Source organism: Pseudomonas ceruminis (genome assembly GCF_021602025.1).
Classification (GTDB): domain Bacteria; phylum Pseudomonadota; class Gammaproteobacteria; order Pseudomonadales; family Pseudomonadaceae; genus Aquipseudomonas; species Aquipseudomonas ceruminis.
The window spans coordinates 23,067-42,349 of the sequence record NZ_BQHW01000004.1 but is presented as its reverse complement, the minus strand read 5'-3'; the positions used below and the strand labels follow the sequence as shown (position 1 = coordinate 42,349).

At 62.9% G+C, this 19,283-nt stretch carries 14 protein-coding genes; 3 read left to right on the top strand and 11 right to left on the bottom strand.

What is annotated here, in order from left to right:
• Window positions 1-48: 48 nt before the first annotated feature.
• The 3 genes from L6D80_RS06175 to L6D80_RS06165 all read right to left on the bottom strand — a co-directional run bounded on the left by L6D80_RS06175 (window position 49) and on the right by L6D80_RS06165 (window position 4,055).
• Complete coding sequence (locus L6D80_RS06175; RefSeq protein ID WP_054901079.1) at window positions 49-2,478, bottom strand: TonB-dependent siderophore receptor; 2,430 nt, start codon at window positions 2,476-2,478, stop codon at window positions 49-51.
• Between the two features lie 108 nt (window positions 2,479-2,586).
• Window positions 2,587-3,549: a FecR family protein gene (locus L6D80_RS06170; RefSeq protein WP_176513018.1), complete on the bottom strand. Its 963-nt coding sequence runs from the start codon at window positions 3,547-3,549 to the stop codon at window positions 2,587-2,589.
• A 17-nt stretch (window positions 3,550-3,566) separates the two neighbouring features.
• Window positions 3,567-4,055: an RNA polymerase sigma factor gene (locus tag L6D80_RS06165; protein ID WP_054901081.1), complete on the bottom strand. Its 489-nt coding sequence runs from the start codon at window positions 4,053-4,055 to the stop codon at window positions 3,567-3,569.
• A 505-nt stretch (window positions 4,056-4,560) separates the two neighbouring features.
• On the opposite strand from L6D80_RS06165, the gene L6D80_RS06160 reads away from it, so the two are divergent.
• Entirely contained in the window at window positions 4,561-5,724 is a 1,164-nt protein-coding gene (locus tag L6D80_RS06160) for a type III PLP-dependent enzyme (RefSeq protein ID WP_054901082.1), read from the top strand.
• Window positions 5,725-5,767: 43 nt separating this feature from the next.
• On the opposite strand, the gene L6D80_RS06155 is transcribed toward L6D80_RS06160, so the two are convergent.
• Together L6D80_RS06155 and L6D80_RS06150 are read right to left on the bottom strand one after the other, a co-directional pair.
• Complete coding sequence (locus L6D80_RS06155) at window positions 5,768-6,517, bottom strand: tetratricopeptide repeat protein (protein ID WP_054901083.1); 750 nt, start codon at window positions 6,515-6,517, stop codon at window positions 5,768-5,770.
• A 3-nt stretch (window positions 6,518-6,520) separates the two neighbouring features.
• Window positions 6,521-7,201: a Fe2+-dependent dioxygenase gene (locus L6D80_RS06150; RefSeq protein ID WP_176513016.1), complete on the bottom strand. Its 681-nt coding sequence runs from the start codon at window positions 7,199-7,201 to the stop codon at window positions 6,521-6,523.
• A 221-nt stretch (window positions 7,202-7,422) separates the two neighbouring features.
• Here L6D80_RS06150 and L6D80_RS06145 point away from each other — a divergent pair, with 221 nt between their 5' ends.
• The gene (locus L6D80_RS06145) at window positions 7,423-9,726 is read left to right on the top strand and encodes a TonB-dependent receptor (RefSeq protein ID WP_176513014.1); all 2,304 of its coding nucleotides are present in this window, start codon (window positions 7,423-7,425) and stop codon (window positions 9,724-9,726) included.
• Window positions 9,727-9,903: 177 nt separating this feature from the next.
• The gene (locus L6D80_RS06140) at window positions 9,904-12,459 is read left to right on the top strand and encodes a sulfite reductase flavoprotein subunit alpha (protein ID WP_176513225.1); all 2,556 of its coding nucleotides are present in this window, start codon (window positions 9,904-9,906) and stop codon (window positions 12,457-12,459) included.
• 65 nt (window positions 12,460-12,524) lie between these two features.
• On the opposite strand, the gene L6D80_RS06135 is transcribed toward L6D80_RS06140, so the two are convergent.
• From L6D80_RS06135 to hisS, 6 genes are all read right to left on the bottom strand, one after another.
• Window positions 12,525-13,316, bottom strand: a complete 792-nt coding sequence (locus L6D80_RS06135; protein WP_054901086.1) for an amidohydrolase — start codon at window positions 13,314-13,316, stop codon at window positions 12,525-12,527.
• Window positions 13,304-14,452, bottom strand: coding sequence for a pyridoxal phosphate-dependent aminotransferase (locus tag L6D80_RS06130; protein WP_054901087.1), 1,149 nt, complete (start codon window positions 14,450-14,452; stop codon window positions 13,304-13,306). Before L6D80_RS06130 ends, L6D80_RS06135 begins: the two co-directional genes overlap by 13 nt.
• A 119-nt stretch (window positions 14,453-14,571) precedes the next feature.
• Window positions 14,572-16,035: a ribosome biogenesis GTPase Der gene (gene der, locus L6D80_RS06125; RefSeq protein WP_054901088.1), complete on the bottom strand. Its 1,464-nt coding sequence runs from the start codon at window positions 16,033-16,035 to the stop codon at window positions 14,572-14,574.
• Window positions 16,036-16,152: 117 nt separating this feature from the next.
• A complete protein-coding gene (gene bamB, locus L6D80_RS06120) occupies window positions 16,153-17,295 on the bottom strand; it encodes an outer membrane protein assembly factor BamB (RefSeq protein ID WP_054901132.1) in 1,143 nt (380 codons plus the stop codon).
• Window position 17,296: 1 nt separating this feature from the next.
• Window positions 17,297-17,938 carry a tetratricopeptide repeat protein gene (locus L6D80_RS06115; protein WP_054901089.1) on the bottom strand — a complete coding sequence of 214 codons (642 nt, stop codon included), beginning with the start codon at window positions 17,936-17,938 and terminating at the stop codon, window positions 17,297-17,299.
• A 39-nt stretch (window positions 17,939-17,977) separates the two neighbouring features.
• Window positions 17,978-19,267, bottom strand: coding sequence for a histidine--tRNA ligase (gene hisS / locus L6D80_RS06110; protein WP_176513012.1), 1,290 nt, complete (start codon window positions 19,265-19,267; stop codon window positions 17,978-17,980).
• Window positions 19,268-19,283 lie beyond the last annotated feature (16 nt).

Below are 19,283 nucleotides of genomic sequence, written 5' to 3'. Positions count from 1 at the left end.
CCGATCGCCAGCAAACCGACCTGCCGGCGATCGGGGGCAGCGCAGCTATCAGAACCCTACGCTGGCCTGCACATAGAAGGTCCGTGGCTCACCCACATAGATGCCGGCGTTGTTGTCGCTGGAGCGGGTGAAGTACTGCTTGTCGAACAGGTTCTTCACCCCTGCCGCCAGCTTCAGGTTCGACGCCTGTGGCCCGAAGTCATAGCCTCCACGGACATGCCAGGTCACGTAGCCTGGGATGTCGCCATACTGCCCATCGGCGCTCGGCTTGGTGATGTAATCGCCATTGAAGCTACCGTTGCCATTGATCCCAGTACCCGGCGCGCGCTGCTTGGATTGGGCGTAGGCGTCCAGGTTCCAGGTCCAGCGGTTGATCTCGTAACGCAAGCCGGCAGTGGCCACCTGGCGCGAGTAGAACGGCAGGTCACGGCCCTTGAAGCCAGGGATTTCCCCTTCGTAGGTCGCGCGGGTGTAGGTGTAACCACCGGTGACCGACAGGCCCACAAGCCGTGGGTCCAGGGCGTCCAGGTCATACCGTGCCGACGCTTCGATACCCTGGTGCTTGGTGGCACCCAGGTTGGTCCAGCCGATATCGTTGCTGATGTATTGCAGTTCGTCATCGAAGTCGATGTAGAACGCCGTCAGCTCGCCCGCGAAACCGCCGTTGTCATAGCGCGTACCGATTTCGTAGGTCTTGGCCTTTTCCGGCTCCAGGCCATTGGCCGTGCTGTTGCCGGTACCACCCTGGCCCAGCTGGAAGTACTGCAGGCTGCCGAACGACGTCTCGTAGTTGGCGAACACTTTCCACGCATCGGAGAGGTGATACATCACGCTCAGCGCCGGCAGGGGCTCGTTGCTGGTGATGCTGCGGTTCTTCTCCGGTACCGGGCGGTTGTTGGTGTCCAGCACCGGCCGGTCGCGCCAGTCGGTGTTGATGTGCTCGAAGCGGATGCCCGGGGTGATAGTCCAGTTGCCGATATCGATCTTGTCATCGATGTAGTAGGCACTGGCTTCAGTGCCACCGCTGCGGTCCTGATACACATGGCCATCGGAGGTCGGGGTGACGGTTGGCACGTTGTCGATCAGTGCCAGGCGGGTCGCCTGCTCGCGCATGGCCTCCTTCAGGTAGCGATAACCCACGCTGACTTCCTGGGTGGTCGGGCCGGCGAAGAAGATCCGCGACACACGTGGCTCGATGGCGAAGGTGTGGTAGTTGCGCGGGTACGACGACAGGGTTTTCAGGTCACGCGCGGCGATGGCGCTGCCGCGGAAACTGTCGGTGTAGTAGGTCAACACTTCGAACTGGGTGGCTTCGTCCAGCTGGCGCTGCCATTTGAACGACACATCCTTGCGCCGGCCGGCGAAGTAGTCATAGTCACGCAGCGACTGCCACGGGTTGCTGTCGTACTGTGCCTGGGTCAGGCCGCCCGGCATGTCGGCTCGGCCATCGTAGTAATGGAAGTTGAGCCAGAACTCATCGACGTCGGTCGGCGCCCAGTGGGTCTTGAGGAGCACGTCGTCGATGTCGTTGCTGTTGTTGCTTTCACGGTAGCCGTTGCCGTTCACACCGGTGTACAGCAAAGCCACGCCCATGCCGTTGTCAGCAGTACCGCCGGCAAAGGCCGATTCGGTGTGCTTCCAGCCGCCGTGCTGCGACGTTTCCAGGGTGGTGGAAAGCTCCGCCGAGGCTTTTTGCGGGATCGCCCGGGTGACGAAGTTGATGACCCCGCCGACGTTCTGCGGCCCATAACGTACCGAGCCTGCACCCCGTACCACGTCGATGCTATCGAGGTTGCCAGAGGAGATCGGCGCCATCGACAGTTGCGGCTGGCCATAGGGCGCGAAGGCCGCTGGGACGCCATCGATCAGCACGGTCGAGCGTGGCGACAGACGCGAAGTCAGGCCGCGAACGCCCACGTTCAGCGACAGGTCGCTGCCACCGGTACCGTTGGAGTCCTGCACCTGCACACCAGGGATGCCGCGCAGCACGTCACGCACACTCATGGCGCCCTGCTCGACCATCGCCTCTCGACGCACCACCGTACGCGCACCGGGGTGGTTCTGCACCACCGCCTGGTCGGCATCGCCCAGCCAGTCACCCACCACCTTGATGTCAGTGGGCGCCAGCTCCAGGCTGCCACTGCCCAGGTCCACCGTGTTCTGTACAGGTTTGACCACCACGGTGTCCTGGGACATCTCGAAGGTCAGCCCGCTGCCTTGCAGCAACTGTTGCAAGGCCTGCACCGGCGACAGGTTGCCAGACACCGCCGGCGCCTGCTTGCCCGCGACCAGCTCAGGGCTGAAGAACAGTTGCAGGCTGGTCTGCTGGCCCAGCTGGCTCAGCGCCGAGGCCAGGGGTTGTGCCTGAATCTGGATTGCGGCCGGGGCCTGCTCGGCCTGGCTGTTCATGGCAACGGCACTGACCGCAAGGGCCAGCGCCAGGGCGCGGAAGCGTGGGAAAGGCTTGTTGTTGTTCACGTCGTCGAGACATCCTGAAGTGCGGGATAAACGCCAACTGCATGCAAATGGAAATGCGTGGCAGTTGCAGCTGGCGAGGAAGACGAACGAGCGGAAAAAAACCTGAATCTATTTCGCAATTATTTCGCGAGAGCCGTCTTCATGGGTCTTGATGGCCACCGGCAGGATGCTCGGCAACGCGCGCAGCAAGGCGTCGGTGTCGTCGGTACTGAAGGTGCTCGACAGCCGCATCTGCGCCACTTTGCCAGGCGCCACGCGCAGTGGCTGGGTGCGATAACGCGAGGCTTCGGCAACCACGTCGGCCAGGGTGGCGTTGTCGAACACCAGTTTGCCATGGCGCCAGGCGGTCACTGCAGCGGCATTGACCGCGTAGGGTGCAGCCACCTTGCCGTGTGCATCTATATGCGAACCCTGGCCAGCGGTCAGCTGCGCCAGCGAGGCCTGCGTGCCCTGCACGCGTACCGAACCCTGCTCGACCGCCACCCGCGTGGCAGCCGGGTCCAGCCGCACGTCGAACCGGGTACCGGTTACGGTCACGCTGCCTTGAGCGGTATCCACCACGAACGGCCGGCTGCTGTCGTGGGCGACGATGAACATCACCTCGCCGGCCTGCAGTTGAATGTGCCGACGCCCGGCGCTGAAGTCGACCTGCAGCTGGGTACTGCCATTGAGGGCTAGGTGCGAGCCATCGGGCAGCTCCACCTGGCGGCGCTCGCCGAAGGCGGTCTGCAGGGTGTCCTGATGGTTCAGGCGCTGGTACTGCCAACCACTCCAGCCCACCCCCAGGGCCACCGTCGCCACCGCAGCGGCCATCGCCAGGCGCAGCAAGCGCCGGCGCGGCAGTTGCTGTACCGGCGTCGGCCGGCACAAGGCTTCAAGCCGCTGACGCGGGACAAGCTCAGCGGCGCGCCAAAGCCGGGCGAGCTGCTCGTACTCTTCGCGATGCCGCGGGTCGGCATCCTGCCAGGCGCACAATTGCGCCTGCAGCCCGGCGTCCCGAGGCGCATCCTGCATGCGGGCGAACCATTGGGCCGCCTGCTCACGGACGGTATCAGCACCGTGCTGTTTCATGGAAAAGGTCTCCTGACTCATCTTGCCGACACATCCAGGTGCTCACGCAGATGTCGGAGCGTGCGGATCATATACTTTTCGACCATGTTCTTGGTCAAACCCATGCGCTCTGCGATCTCGGCCTGGGTCAGGCCCTCGAGCTTCTGCCAGACGAACACCTGCCGGCAGTTGAGCGGCAACTCGGCCAGCGCCCGTTCGACACAGTCTGCCAGCTCCAGGGCATGAACATAGGCTTCGGGGTCGCCGCTGCCAGCCCCGCCCTCATCGAACGCTTCCAGCTCGAGGGCGTGGCGACGGTCCTCGCGGCGAAAACCGTCCACGGCGATGTTGCGTGCCGTCTGGTGAAGGTAGGCGCGTGGCTGCTCGACCTGTTCGCGCGGGTTTTCCAACACGCGCACAAAGGCATCGTGGGTAAGGTCCTCGGCCTGCTGACGACTGCGCAACTTGCGCGTCCAGGTGCCGATCAGCTCATGGTAATGGTCGAGAAAGCCTTTGTGTCCGGACACGGTCAGGTTCGTCAGGGAGGCAGATAAGGCTGCGAATAGTAATGTTTCTCATCAAACACAGCAAATCCGCCAGTCGGTAACAAAAAATTTATGGCTGATTCATGCACGCCAGTGCCAGGAAACCGTGGCCATAAATATGAACACCATGGGCTTCTCCAGGGGGGGGCTCGGGCCGCCTGCAACCGCGTAAGCCCAGTGGAAAAGGGATCACCCACACAGTGGCCAATAAGCTCTATTCCACAATTTTTTACGCTCGCCACCCTCTGCGGAACATCTGCCGTTCACATGAGTCGTCTATTCAACTGAGGGAGCGTCGATCCGCGACGAACAGGCCCGGATTGCCTGTTGATCTTGCTTTCTTCTCGCCCTAAAGTGCGCGCCGAACGTCCATGCTGGAAACGATCCATCCGGCTCAAGTACTGAGTAGGCGAACCAAAGTGGGGATACGGAGGACGTTCAGTTTGCAGCCACTTATCTTTTCAGTTTGCCCATGGAGTCCCTGAGCATGTCGATCCAAGTCGAAGACTATTTCGCACGTGACACTTTCCAGAAAATGAAGGCGTTCGCCGACAAGCAGGAAACCCCGTTCGTACTCATCGACACCCAGATGATCAGCCAGGCCTATGACGACCTGCGCGCCGGGTTCGAGTTCGCCAAGGTCTATTACGCGGTCAAGGCCAACCCTGCGGTCGAGATCATCGACCTGCTCAAAGAGAAAGGTTCGAGCTTCGACATCGCCTCGATCTACGAGCTGGACAAGGTACTGGGCCGCGGCGTCACCGCCGATCGCATCAGCTACGGCAACACCATCAAGAAGTCCAAGGACATCCGCTACTTCTACGAGAAGGGCGTGCGCCTGTATGCCACCGACTCGGAAGCCGACCTGCGCAACATCGCCAAGGCTGCACCGGGTTCCAAGGTCTACGTACGTATTCTCACCGAAGGCTCGACCACCGCCGACTGGCCGCTGTCGCGCAAGTTCGGCTGCCAGACCGACATGGCCATGGACTTGCTGATCCTCGCTCGCGACCTGGGCCTGGTGCCGTACGGCATTTCCTTCCACGTGGGTTCCCAACAGCGCGACATCAGCGTCTGGGACGCCGCCATTGCCAAGGTCAAAGTGATCTTCGAGCGCCTGAAGGAAGAAGACGGCATCGAATTGAAGCTGATCAACATGGGTGGCGGCTTCCCGGCCAACTACATCACCCGTACCAATAGCCTGGAAACCTACGCCGAAGAGATCATCCGCTTCCTGAAGGAAGACTTCGGTGACGACCTGCCGGAAATCATCCTCGAGCCGGGCCGCTCGCTGATTGCCAACGCCGGCATCCTGGTCAGCGAAGTGGTACTGGTGGCGCGCAAGTCGCGTACCGCCGTAGAGCGCTGGATCTACACCGACGTGGGTAAGTTCTCCGGCCTGATCGAAACCATGGACGAAGCCATCAAGTTCCCGATCTGGACGGAAAAGAAAGGCGAGGCCGAAGAAGTGGTCATCGCCGGCCCGACCTGCGACAGCGCCGACATCATGTACGAGAACTACAAGTACGGCCTGCCGCTGAACCTGGCCATCGGCGACCGCCTGTACTGGCTGTCGACCGGTGCCTACACCACCAGTTACAGCGCGGTGGAATTCAACGGCTTCCCGCCGCTGAAGGCGTACTACCTGTAAGACCGAACGGGGCCGCAAGGCCCCGTTTCATGTGGTCGCTGCCTCACAGGTCGCGCTGCTCGATCTCCTGCGCATACCCTGGCGCATACCCCGCCAGGAATGCTCCTCCTCTGGACAGGGTCGCCAGCGCACTGCGCAGGAAGTTCACATTCCCCTCAACCCTGGCCCGCTCCAGCCAAGGCCCCGCCTCGGCCAGTTGACCGCGCTCGACCAGCACCAACGCCAGGCTGAACATCCCGCGAAAATCCCCGGCCTCGGCCGAGCGCCGATACCAGCGCACTGCCCGTGCCGGGCTGGCTGCAGTCGCGATGCCTTGCTCAAGGTACCGCCCGTAAAGGTTCATCGACTTGGCATGCCCCAAGTGCGCTGCCCGCTCGTAGCAGGCCAGTGCCAATGCCTGGTCCATCTCCACACCGCGCCCGGTGGCCAGTAGATTGCCAAGGTTGTACATCCCCCAATCCAGGCCGGCGATGGCAGCCCGCTGGTAGTGCTGCGCCGCACCGGGTAGGTCCGCTTCTCCGCCCCACCCATGCTCCAGGCAGCGCCCCAGCATGTTGCAGGCCATGGCGCTGCCACCGCCCGCCGCAATGGCAAACCAGCGGCGGGCCACCCGCGCGTCTTGTTCGATGCCCCGGCCATCGAGCAGGATCTGCCCCAGCAGCAACTGTGCCTCGACCGCGCCCTGCCCCGCCGCGGCCAGGATCGCCTGGGCGGCTTTGCCGGGGCTCTCTTCGAGCATGGCCTGCAGGCCCGCAACATCCACCACTTCCTCACGACGCAGTTGGTAGGACACCGTTTAGACCTCAGCCCAGCGGCGCAGCAAGTTGTGGTAGGTGCCGGTCAGTTGCAATAGCGAAGGGTGTTCCGGCACATCGGCAGTCAGTTGCTGGATGGCATTGTCCATCTCGAATAGCAGCGCCCGCTGGCTGTCTTCGCGCACCAGGCTCTGGGTCCAGAAGAATGCGGCATAACGCGCGCCCCGGGTCACCGGGTTGACCTTGTGCAAGCTGGTGCCGGGGTACAACACCAGGTCGCCCGCCGCCAGCTTGACCTGCTGAATGCCGTAGGTGTCCTGAATCACCAACTCGCCACCGTCATAGCTATCGGGGTCGCTGAGAAACAGTGTCGAAGACAGATCGGTACGCACCCGCTCCGGGCTACCTTTGGGTTGGCGCAGGGCGTTGTCGATGTGAAAGCCGAAGTTGCCACCGTCGCGATAGCAATTGATCAACGGCGGGAACACCTTGTGGGGCAGCGCCGCCGACATGAAGCGTGGGTTCTTCCACAGGCGCTCGATCAGCGCGCTGCCGATTTCCTTGGCCAGCGGATGCCCTTCTGGCAGTTGCAGGTTGTGCTTGGCCTTGGCCGATTGATACCCAGCCGTGACCTTGCCATCAGCCCAGTCGGCCTGCTCCAGCGCCTCGTGGATGCGGGCGAGCTCGTCGGCATCGAAAAGGCCGGGGATATGAAGCAGCATGGCAGCAGCACCGTAGAAAAGTGTAAAGGCGCCAATGATATTGATTCCCTTTTACGCCGCACAAGCCCTTTCGACGCCTTAGACGTTTCAGCCTGAGTAAACCGTAAAGCGAAGGTGTAAAGATTGTAAATTCCTAGCGAATGGTAACGAGTCTCAATTGTTAGTTACAATCGCTTACATTATGCTCCGCGGCCTTCACACCTTGGGGAAGGTCTACAACAATGCGTCACGTACCATCTGCAGTGAGCTCACCACGCCTGATCGTGTCGGCCATCGGCGTCGCCCTCAGCGCTTCGTCCGCGTATGCGGCCGATCCAGCTGCCAATAGTGCTATTACCCTCGACGCCACCAGCGTCAATGGCAAAGCCGAACAGGCCAGCACCGATTACAAGGTCGAGAAGGCCTCCTCGCAGAAGTACACCGCGCCACTGGTGGATACACCGCGCTCGGTCACCGTGATCCCCCAGCAGGTGATCAAGGACACCAACGCCCTGAGCCTGCAGGACGCCCTGCGCACGGTGCCTGGCATCACCTTCGGTGCCGGCGAAGGTGGCAACCCGCAAGGCGATCGCCCGTTCATCCGCGGCTTCGACGCCCAGGGCGACACCTACCTGGACGGCGTGCGTGACACCGGCGCGCAGACGCGCGAGATCTTCGCCATCGAATCGGTGGAGGTGGCCAAAGGCCCGAACTCGGCCATCGGTGGCCGCGGTGCCGCCGGCGGCACCATCAACCTGGTGAGCAAACGTGCGCACCTGGGCAACTCGCTCGATGGTGCCTGGACCTGGGGCAGCGACCAGACCCAGCGCTACACCTTCGATGGCAACTACCAGTTCAGCGATACCGTTGCCGGTCGTCTCAACCTGATGACCCACGAGAGCAACGTCGCCGGTCGTGACAAGGTCAACTACGACCGCTGGGGCATCGCCCCGTCCCTGGCCTTTGGCCTGGGCACACCCACCCGCGTCAACCTTGACTACTACCACCTGGAAAGCGACGACCTGCCCGATTCGGGCATCCCGTACACCATTCCAACCGGTGGCAGCGGCGCCCGTACCTCGGCAGACCCGAGCAAGCCCTATGCCGGTGGCGACCACGACAACTTCTATGGCCTGACCGGTCGCGACTTCCGCAAGTCCCGTGTGGACATCGCCACCTTCGCCATCGAGCATGACCTGACTGACTCGCTGACCATCAAGAACACCCTGCGTCACGGTAACAGCATGCAGGACTACATCCTTACCCAGCCTGACGATAGCAAGGGCAACGTCAACAACGGCAGCGTCTGGCGCCGGGCCAACACCCGTGTGGGCAACACCGCCACGACCACCAACCAGACTGACCTGTTCGGCGAGTTCTACCTCGGTGGCCTGAAGAACAGCTTCTCCACCGGTATCGAACTGAGCCGCGAAGAGAGCGAGCGCTCCTCGTACAACGTTGATACCAACACCAAGGGCTCGTCGCCCACCACGTGCACTCCGAGCCTGATCGGCGCGAACAGCGACTACAACTGCACCTCGCTGAGCAACCCTAACCCGGACGATCCGTGGAACGGCGCCATCTCGCGCAACTACGCCGGCACCGACACCAAGAGCAATACCCGCGCCCTCTACGTGTTCGACACCCTCGAGTTGTCGCCTGAGTGGTTGCTGAACATGGGCCTGCGCTACGATCACTTCGATACCCAATACCGTACCTACGATGCCTCCGGCGCCACTGTAGTGAACAGCAAGGGCGTTGCGTCCAAGAGCCGCGACACCAGCGAGTTCGTCACGGGCCAACTGGGCCTGGTGTGGAAGCCCGCTGAAAACGGCAGCATCTATGTCTCCTACGCAACCTCCGCAACGCCACCAGGTGCCCTGCTGGGTGAAGGCATGGAAGGCAACCCGCTGGGCAATACCACCGACCGCACCGGCAACCTGCTGAGCAGCGACATGGAGCCGGAAGAAACCACCAACTACGAAATCGGCACCAAATGGGACCTGCTCGACCAGCGCCTGTCCCTGGCCGCTGCGTTGTTCCGCACCGAGAAAGAAAACGCCCGCGTGCAGGTGGACACCACCAGCTACGAGAACGTCGGCGAAACCCGCGTCCAGGGCATCGAACTGTCGGCCAGCGGCAAGCTTACCGACAAGTGGCAGGTATTCGCCGGCTACACCTACATGCAAGCCCGCCAGATCGACGGCGGCCCGCTGGGCAAGGCCAACGACGGCAACCAGTTGCCGAACACCCCGAACAACAGCGCCAGCCTGTGGACGACCTACTCGATCACGCCAAAGCTGACCGTCGGTGGCGGTGCGTTCTACGTGGATGATGTATACGGCAGCGTGGCCAACACCACCATGGTCGACAGCTACGTGCGCTACGACGCCATGGCTGCCTACAAGCTGACCAAGAACGTCGACCTACAGTTGAACGTGCAGAACCTCACCAACGAGGTGTACTACGACAAGGCATTCTCCACCCACTTCGCCAACCAGGCGGCGGGCCGGACTGCACTGTTGACCACCAGCGTGCACTTCTGATGTCGGGATTGGGTTGATCCGCTAGTAGAAAGGCGGCTCCTGTAGCGGCCTTTCGCGGGGCAAGCACATGCATCACTAAAGGCAGCCCACCCCTGCCCCGTTCAATGAGCGGGGCTTTTGCGTATCAAGGCATAATGCATGCCGCGCAGTCTGCGGCAGCAACACAAGGTGATCGATGTGGTGAAAAAGACACTGTTCCAATTGCACTGGTTCTTTGGCATCACCGCCGGCCTGGTGCTGGCCTTGATGGGGATTACCGGGGCCATCTGGTCATTCCAGGAAGAACTGCTGCGCGCATTCAATGCCGATGTGCTGAAGGTCGAAGTGCGCGCCGAAGGCGTACTGCCCCCCGCCGAGTTGGTCCGCCGAGTCGAGGCCGAGCAGGGCGACAAGGTATCGATGCTGTGGGTCGACACCCGCGAGGGCAATGCCGCACGCATCTTCTTCACCCCTGCCCCAGGCGAGCGGCGCGGCGCCCTGCGCTATGCAGACCCTTATACCGGCGCGCTCAAGGAAGCAGTCGCCGGCCAGGGCTTCTTCGACCTGATGCTGCAACTGCACCGCTTTCTGGCCATGGGCGACACCGGCCGGCAGATCACCGGCGCGTGCACCCTGATGCTGATCTTCTTCTGCCTCTCAGGCTTGTACCTGCGCTGGCCGCGCAAGGCCCTGAACTGGCGGACCTGGCTGACCTTCGATTGGGCCAAGCAAGGTCGCGCCTTCAATTGGGACCTGCACGCGGTGGCCGGTACCTGGTGCCTGCTGTTCTACCTCTTGTTCGCGCTCACTGGCCTGTTCTGGTCTTATGAGTGGTACCGCGAAGGCCTGAACAGGCTGCTGGCCGACGCGCCAGCCGCAGGTCAGCAGCAAAAACGCGGAGAAGGCCGTGGACGCCACGGGCCGCAGAAGGTCGACAAGAACGCGCCCCCCCTCGTGGTGGACTATGACGCCATCTGGGCCAACCTCAAGGACGCCGCAGGGCCGGGCCTGGCGGCCTACAACCTGCGCCTGCCGCCGGTGGGTGGCCAGCCGGCAACCCTCTTCTACCTGCTCGACAGCGCCGCGCACCCACGCGCCTTCAATACCCTGACCCTGGACCCGGCCACCGGTCAGGTGAAGAACCACGACCGTTACACTGACAAATCTTTCAAGGCGCAGTTGCTGCAAAGCGTTTACGCCTTGCACGTGGGCGAATACTTCGGCCTGCCGGGGCGCATCATCGTCACGATTGCCAGCCTGACCATGCCGCTGTTTTTCGTCACCGGCTGGTTGCTCTACCTCGACCGCCGTCGCAAAAAGCGCCAAGTGCGCGCAGCCCGTGGCACTGTCGACAGCGCAACAGCCAGTGCCGACAGCTGGCTGATCGGCTTCGCCAGCCAGAGTGGCTTTGCCGAGCAGTTGGCCTGGCAAAGCGCTGGGCAATTGCAGGCTGCCGGCCTGCCAGTGCAGGTGCGGGCGCTGTCCGAACTGAGCGAGGGCGATTTGCGCCAGGCCCACCGCGCACTGTTTGTGGTCAGCACCTTTGGCGACGGCGAAGCGCCCGACAGCGCTCGCGCCTTCGAACGCAAGGTCCTCGGCCAACCCTGGGCGCTGAATAACCTCAGTTACGCCCTGCTCGCGCTCGGCGACCGCCAGTACCCGCACTTCTGCGGCTTTGCCCGGCGCCTGCAGGCATGGCTGGCTGAGCGCGGCGCCAGCAGTGCGTTCAGCCCGGTGGAAGTGGACAACGCCGACCAGGCGGCCTTGCAGCAATGGCAGCAGGCCCTGGCGCAAATAACCGGTGCCCAGCCAGTGGCTGCATGGCAACCGCCAAGCTTCGGCAACTGGAGCCTGATCAAGCGCGAGTTGCTCAACCCAGGCAGCCAAGGCCAACCGGTCTACTTGATCGGCCTGCGCGCCGAGGCGCCCGTCAGCTGGGAAGCCGGTGACCTGGTGGAGATCCTGCCGCTCAATGGCCGTGCGCGGGTCGATGCATTCCTCAGTGGTATGGCACTGGATGCCAACGCGACCGTGCAGCTCGATGGCCTGAATGAAACCCTCGGCCAGGCCCTGTCGGCACGCCAACTGCCGAGCCGCCGTGATCACCTGATCGGCTTGCAGCCGCAGGCGCTGGTCGATGCGCTGGTGCCGATCGGCAGCCGCGAGTACTCCATCGCTTCGATCGCCAGCGACGGTGTGCTGGAGCTGATCGTGCGCCAGGAGCGCCACCCCGACGGTAGCCTGGGCTTAGGCTCGGGCTGGCTGACCGAGCACCTGCCGCTCCATGGCACCCTGAGCCTGCGGCTGCGCCGCAACAGCAGCTTCCATCTGCCCGATAGCGCGGCGCCGATGGTACTGATTGGCAACGGCACTGGCCTGGCGGGCCTGCGCAGCTTGCTGCGGGCGCGGGTAAACGCTGGCGAGCAGCGCAACTGGTTACTGTTCGGTGAACGCAACCGGGCGCACGACCTGTTGTGTGGCCAAGAGCTGCACGCCTGGTTGGAGAACGGCGATCTGGCGCGGCTGGACCTGGCGTTTTCGCGGGATCAGGCCGAGAAGGTGTACGTACAGGATGTGTTGCTGCAGCAGGCCGAGGCATTCAAGCGCTGGGTGGCTGACGGGGCTTGTGTATATGTCTGCGGCAGCCTGCAAGGGATGGCCGCGGGGGTAGATGCGGCGCTCAAGGGGATTCTTGGCGAAGAAGTGGTCGAGCAGTTGATCGAAGATGGGCGGTATCGTCGGGATGTCTACTGATCAGCCACTGATGTAGTCCGTATTGGCCCCATCGCCGACAACCCGGCGACGGGGCCAATACAGGCTCAGTGAAGCTCGAAGGTATCGGCATCCAGGTTGGCCGGGAAGCGCGTGCGGTAGGCGGCCAGCTCCGCCGCACTCAACACCGCCGTGAACACCCCGTCCGCTTCGCCTGCGCTCAGCAGGCTCTCACCCTGGAAGTCGAGCACCTGGCTGTCGCCGGAATAGGCGAAGCCCTTGCCGTCGGTACCCACCCGGTTCACCGCTGCCACGTAGCACAGGTTCTCGATGCCCCGTGCCGGCAGCAAGCGGTTCCAGTGCTGGCGCCGTGCAGCCGGCCAGTTGGCGGTGTACAACAGCAGGTCGGTGTCTTGGGCATCACGGCTCCACACCGGGAAGCGCAGGTCGTAGCAAATCAGTGGACGCACCCGCCAGCCCTTGATCTCGAACTGTACCTGGCGCTCACCTGGGGTGTAATGCTTGTGCTCCCCTGCCATGCGGAACAGGTGGCGTTTGTCGTAGAACAGGATTTCGCCGTCCGGCCGCGCCCACAGCAGGCGGTTGCGATGACTGCCGTCGGCGGCCTGGATGATCACGCTGCCAGTGACCACCGCATCGATGCGCTTGGCCTGGGCCTTGAGCCATTTGTAGGTCGGGCCATTCTCGGGCTCGGCCAGGGCCTGCGACTCCATGGAAAAACCAGTGGTGAACATCTCCGGCAGGATCACCAGGTCAACGTCACCTGCCTGGTCCAGCAACACCTCGAAGTGTGCGTAGTTGGCCTCGCGGTCATGCCAGGCCAGGGTGGTCTGTACCAGGGCAATGTTCAGGTTGGGCAGTACACTCAGATCGCGCATAGTTTTTCCGCTGCCTGACGCAGCGTCTCCTCACGTTTGGCAAAACACAGGCGAACCAGGCGTTGCTCGGGGATGGGTTGCTGGTAGAACACCGACACTGGAATGGTCGCCACGCCATGCTCACGGGTGAGCCACAGGGCCATGTCGACATCGTTCAGGTCCGGACGGATCTGTGAATAGTCCACCAGTTGGAAATAGGTGCCGGCCGTACGCCGGAAACTGAAACGCGACCCCTCAAGCAGGTCACAGAACAGGTCGCGCTTGGCCTGGTAGAAGCCCGGCAGTTCATCGAGATGCTGCGGGTGCTCAGCCATGAAATCGGCCAGCGCACACTGCAAGGGCGTCACACCGCAGAAATTGACGTACTGGTGCACCTTGCGCAGCTCGGCGCTCAAGGCCGGGGGCGCAATCACGTATCCGGTTTTCCAGCCTGTCACGTGGTAGGTCTTGCCGAACGAGCTGACCACGAAAGCACGGCTGTAGAGCTCGGCATGGGCCAGCACACTGGCGTGGTGTACGCCATCGTAAACCAGGTGCTCGTATACCTCGTCGCTGACCAGGTAGATATCGCGCTCGGCGATCAAACGCGCCAATTGGTCCAGGTCCTCGCGGGTGATCAGCGCGCCACTGGGGTTATGGGGCGAATTGAGGATCACCATGCGTGTGCGTGGGCTCAAGGCATCGCTGAACGCCTGCCAGTCGATACGAAAATCGCCGTCACTGAGCTGCACATGCACGCAACGGCCGCCGGCGAGTTCTACGGACGGTTCATAGCTGTCGTAGCAAGGGTCGAAGACGATCACCTCGTCACCCGCCTGGATCACCGCCTGAATGGCGCAGAAGATAGCCTCGGTGGCGCCTGGGGTGATGGTGACCTCGTGGTCGGCATCGACCTTGGCCCCATACAGGCGCTCGACCTTTGCTGCCACCTGCTGGCGCAGGGCCGGCAGGCCGGTCATCGGCGCGTACTGATTGTGCCCGGCGGCGACGTGGCGACCGACCGCGTCGAGCAGTGCCTGCGGGCCATTGAAGTCGGGAAACCCCTGGGAGAGATTGAGCGCACCGGTCTGCACGGCGAGCTGGGACATGGTGGTGAAGATGGTCGTGCCGACATTCGGCAGTTTGCTGCGAATCATGAAGCCCTCTTTCCTGGGGGACTGAGAGCTATAAGCTACAAGTTCCAAGCCACAAGAAAAAGCGGCACATATCAGTGTCCGCGCTTTCTTGCAGCTTGCAGCGTGTAGCCTGGCACCTGTCAGCGTTTGTCGCGGCGCTTCTTCTCGGCCTTCTTGTGGTGCGACATCAAGCGGCGCTTCTTGTTGACCTGGCGGTCGGTGAGGGTGTTTTTCTTGCCCTCGTACGGGTTCTCACCGCCTTTGTACTCGATGCGGATCGGCGTACCGACCAGCTTGAGCACCCGGCGGTAGGTGTTTTCCAGGTATCGGGAGTACGACTTGGGGATCTTCTCGGTCTGGTTGCCGTGGATCACGATCAGCGGCGGGTTGGCCCCACCGAGGTGGGCATAGCGCAGCTTGATGCGGCGGCCATTGACCAGCGGCGGCTGGTGCTCGCTGACCGCATCTTCGAGGATCTGGGTCAGGCGGCTGGTCGGCCAGCGGGTGACCGCCGATTTGAACGCAGCCTGTACCGACTTGTACAGGTGGCCAACGCCAGTACCGTGCAGGGCCGAAATGAAGTGAATGTCGGCGAAGTCGACGAAGAACAGCCGGCGCTCCAGCTCGGTCTTCACGTAGTCGCGCTCACCTGGCTCCATGCCATCCCACTTGTTCAGGGCAATGACGATGGCGCGGCCGGCTTCGAGGGCGAAGCCCAGCAGGTTGAGGTCGTGGTCGACCACCCCTTCGCGGGCATCCATGACAAAGATCACCACGTTGGCGTCCTTGATCGCCTGCAGGGTCTTCACCACGGAGAACTTTTCGACTTCTTCGTGGATCTTGCCGCGCTTGCGCACCCCAGCGGTGTCGATGAAGGTGTACTTCTCGCCATCGCGCTCGAACGGGATGTAGATACTGTCACGGGTAGTGCCCGGCTGGTCGTAGACCACCACGCGCTCCTCGCCGAGCATGCGGTTGACCAGGGTCGACTTGCCCACGTTGGGGCGGCCGATGATGGCGATCTTGATGCCGTCCTTCTCGCTCGGGCCCGGGATGCGTACCGCTTCCTCGCCTTCGGCAACTTCCTGGTCGAGAGCCTCTTCCTCGGCGTCACGCGGGATATGACCGAGCACGGTTTCCATCAGCGCATTGATGCCACGGCCTTGGGAGCCCGCCACCGGAATAGCGTTGCCCATGCCCAGCGGCGAGAACTCGGCCCGGGCCACGTCGGCATCGATGTTGTCGATCTTGTTGGCGACCAGAATCGCTTCTTTGTTGCGCTTGCGCAGGTGCTCGGCAATCATCTGGTCGGCGGCGGTCATGCCAGCGCGCGCGTCGACCAGGAACAGCACATAGTCGGCTTCTTCGATGGCCATCAGCGACTGCTCGGCCATCTTCTCGTCCATGCCCACTTCGTCACCGGTGATACCACCGGTGTCGATCAGGATGAAGGAGCGACCCTGCCAGCTGGCATCACCATACTGGCGGTCACGGGTCAGGCCCGACAAGTCACCAACGATGGCATCGCGGGTTTTGGTCAGGCGATTGAACATGGTGGATTTGCCGACGTTCGGCCGTCCCACCAGGGCGATTACGGGAACCATGCGGCTCTCCACTCTTGAATTCTTGAAAATGCAAAGGCCGCTGCAAGGCAGCGGCCGGAGTTCGTGCGGCACATCATGTGCCGCGGCCTGAAGCCCGCCAAGGCTTCAAGCATAGCTTCAGCGGATGGTCAGTGCCTCGAGCTTGCCGCTGTTGCCGAAGACATAGATGGTGTCGCCGACCACCAGGGGCCGGGCGCGCAGGCCATCGCTGTCGATACGCTCACGGCCGACGAAACGGCCATCGACCTGGCTGAGCAGGTGCAGGTAACCCTCGAAGTCACCCACCGCCACATAGCTGGAGTACACCTCGGGCGCCGTCAACTGGCGGCGGGCCATCGAATCGTTGGTCCACAGGGCGCTGGAAGAGCGCTCATCGACGCTCTCGACACTGCCCGAAGCTTCGCTGACATAGACGTTGCCAAAGCCCTGGGCGACACCCACGTAGCTGGAAGCATCACGCTGCCACAGCACGCGGCCGCTTTCCAGGTCCAGGCCCGCGACACGGCCCTGGTAGGTGCTGACGTACAGGGTACCACCGGACAGCAGCAAGCCGCCGTCGATATCGACCACACGGTCCAGCTCGGAACGCCCCTGCGGGATAGCCACGCGGCTCTCCCACACGGGCACGCCGTTGTTGATGTCCACCGCGACCACCTTGCCAGTGGACAGGCCGGCGACGGCCAAGTGGTTGGTTGCGATCGGCGCACCAGTACCCCGCAGGGTCAGCACGGCCGGGGTGCTCTCGTAGATCCAGCGACGGTCGCCGGTGGCGGCGTCGAGGCCGATCAGGCGGTCGTCCTGAGTCTGGACCACCACAACGTCACCGTTGTTGGCAGGTGGCGCCAGTACTTCGCTGGTCACGCGGGAACGCCAGCGTTCCTCACCGGTGCTGGAATCAAGGGCAATGACCTCACCTTTGAGCGTACCGAGCATGACCAGGCCGTAGCCTACGCCGACCGCGCCGGAAACCGGCAGGTCAAGGTCCTTCTTCCACACCACGTCGCCATTGATGCGGTCAAGGGCGAACACTTCGCCGTTGACGTCGGAGGCGTAGATGCGGTCGTTCTCGATCGCCGGCACCAGGGTGTTGTACGTCTCGCCCTGGCCGTCACCGATCGAACGGCTCCACTGCTTTTTCAGCACCACTTCTTCGGTGAACTTGGTCAGCTCGGCCGGAGGCAGTTCCTTCTTGCTGTTGCTGCTGCAACCTGCGGCCAGTACGGCCAGGGTCAGCACTGCTGCTTGTTTCCAACCGATCACGTCACGCGTCCCCTTTGGCCAGGTCATCCAGCTTCAGTTGCAGGCCACCGACCGCTGCGTCATCCGACAGCGCGGCCTTGGCTTTTTCGTATGCGCTGTGGGCATCGTCGGCGCGACCCAGCTGCACCAGCAGGTCACCCTTCAATTCTTCACGGCTGGCCAGGAAGGCCTTGTCGGCATCACCGTCGAGCAGCTTCAGGGCATCCTCGGCCTTGTTCTGGGCCGCAAGCACGCGCGCCAAGCGCTGGCGCGAGATTTCACCCAGGGTCACGTCGGCCGGCTTGTCCAGCACAGCTTTCAGCTCGGCAGCTGCGTCGTCGAGCTTGCCGCTTTCGACCGCCACCTTGGCCACGAACAGGCTGCCGTACTGGGCGTAGGCGGTACCACCGAACTCGCTCTTGAGCTTGCCGGAGAGTTCCGCGACCTTGGTCGCGTCAGGCTGGCCGCTTGGCGTCAGGCTGGTTTCCAGCAAGGCCTGGTACAGCTGCGAGGCGCCCTGCGACTGGTTGTTCTGGTACTTGTGCCAGGTATTCCAGCCCAGCACCACCACACCGGCCAGCAGGGCACCGGTCAACAGCGGCTTGCCGTTGCGGTTCCACCAGTCCTTGACCCCTGCCAGGTCATCATCATCGGTACTCGACACCCCAATACTCCTTTTCGCCTATTCGCTTGTTGAACCGCGTTACGCCTGTGCGATCGCGGTTTCCAGGTGCTCAGCCAGAGCATCCCAGGCAATGTTCTGTTGTTCGCCCTGACCACGCAGGGGCTTGAGACCGATCTCTTGCTTGGCCAGCTCGTCGTCACCCAGGATCAGGGCGAACAACGCGCCGCTCTTGTCGGCTTTCTTGAACTGGCTCTTGAAGCTGCCACCACCGGCGTTGACCGCCAGGCGCAGGCCCGGCAGGCGATCACGCAGGCGCTCGGACAGGCGCAGGCCGGCCAGCTCTGCCTGCTCGCCGAAGGCGCACAGATAGACGTCGATCTGACGGTTGATCGACTCCGGGACCTTGCCCAGGGTCTCCAACAGCAGGATCAGGCGCTCGATACCCATGGCAAAGCCTACCCCCGGCGTCGGCTTGCCGCCCATCTGCTCGACCAGCCCGTCGTAACGGCCACCGGCGCAGACGGTGCCTTGGGCGCCGAGCTTGTCGGTGACCCACTCGAACACGGTCTTGCTGTAGTAGTCCAGGCCACGCACCAGCTTGGTGTTGATCACGAACGGGATACCGGCGGCGTCCAGGCGGGCCTTGAGGCTCTCGAAGTGCACGCGGGAGTCTTCGTCCAGGTAGTCTTCCAGCTTCGGCGCACCGACCAGCACCGCCTGGGTGCCTTGGTCCTTGCTGTCGAGGATGCGCAGCGGATTGCTCTTGAGGCGGCGCTGGCTGTCTTCGTCGAGCTGTTCCAGGCGCGCCGAGAGGAACTCGACCAGCGCCTCACGGTAGCGGGCACGGGCTTCGCTGGTGCCCAGGCTGTTCAGTTCGAGCTTGACCGCATCCTGGATGCCCAGCAGGCCCCACAGGCGCCAGGTCAGCATGATCAACTCGGCATCGATGTCCGGACCGTCGAGGTTGAACACCTCCACACCGATCTGGTGGAACTGACGGTAACGACCCTTCTGCGGGCGCTCGTGGCGGAACATCTGGCCGATGTACCAGAGCTTCTGCACCTGGCCGTTGCCGGTGATGCCATGCTCGAGCACGGCACGCACGCAGGCGGCAGTGCCTTCAGGGCGCAGGGTGAGCGAATCGCCGTTGCGGTCCTCGAAGGTGTACATCTCTTTTTCGACGATGTCGGTGACTTCACCGATGGAGCGTTTGAACAGCTCGGTGAACTCGACGATCGGCGTGCGGATCTGGCTGTACCCATAGGTGTCCAGCAGCCCGGCCACGGTGCCTTCGAAGTAGCGCCACAGCGGCGACTGCTCTGGCAGGATGTCGTTCATGCCACGGATGGCTTGCAGCGATTTGCTCACGAAAAGTCCTTACGAA

Coding starts and splice junctions, on each gene's coding strand:
- L6D80_RS06170 (WP_176513018.1), bottom strand. CDS start 3,549: ATGAAACAGCACGGTGCTGATACCGTCCGTGAGCAGGCGGCCCAATGG.
- L6D80_RS06160 (WP_054901082.1), top strand. CDS start 4,561: ATGTCGATCCAAGTCGAAGACTATTTCGCACGTGACACTTTCCAGAAA.
- L6D80_RS06150 (WP_176513016.1), bottom strand. CDS start 7,201: ATGCTGCTTCATATCCCCGGCCTTTTCGATGCCGACGAGCTCGCCCGC.
- L6D80_RS06145 (WP_176513014.1), top strand. CDS start 7,423: ATGCGTCACGTACCATCTGCAGTGAGCTCACCACGCCTGATCGTGTCG.
- L6D80_RS06135 (WP_054901086.1), bottom strand. CDS start 13,316: ATGCGCGATCTGAGTGTACTGCCCAACCTGAACATTGCCCTGGTACAG.
- L6D80_RS06130 (WP_054901087.1), bottom strand. CDS start 14,452: ATGATTCGCAGCAAACTGCCGAATGTCGGCACGACCATCTTCACCACC.
- der (WP_054901088.1), bottom strand. CDS start 16,035: ATGGTTCCCGTAATCGCCCTGGTGGGACGGCCGAACGTCGGCAAATCC.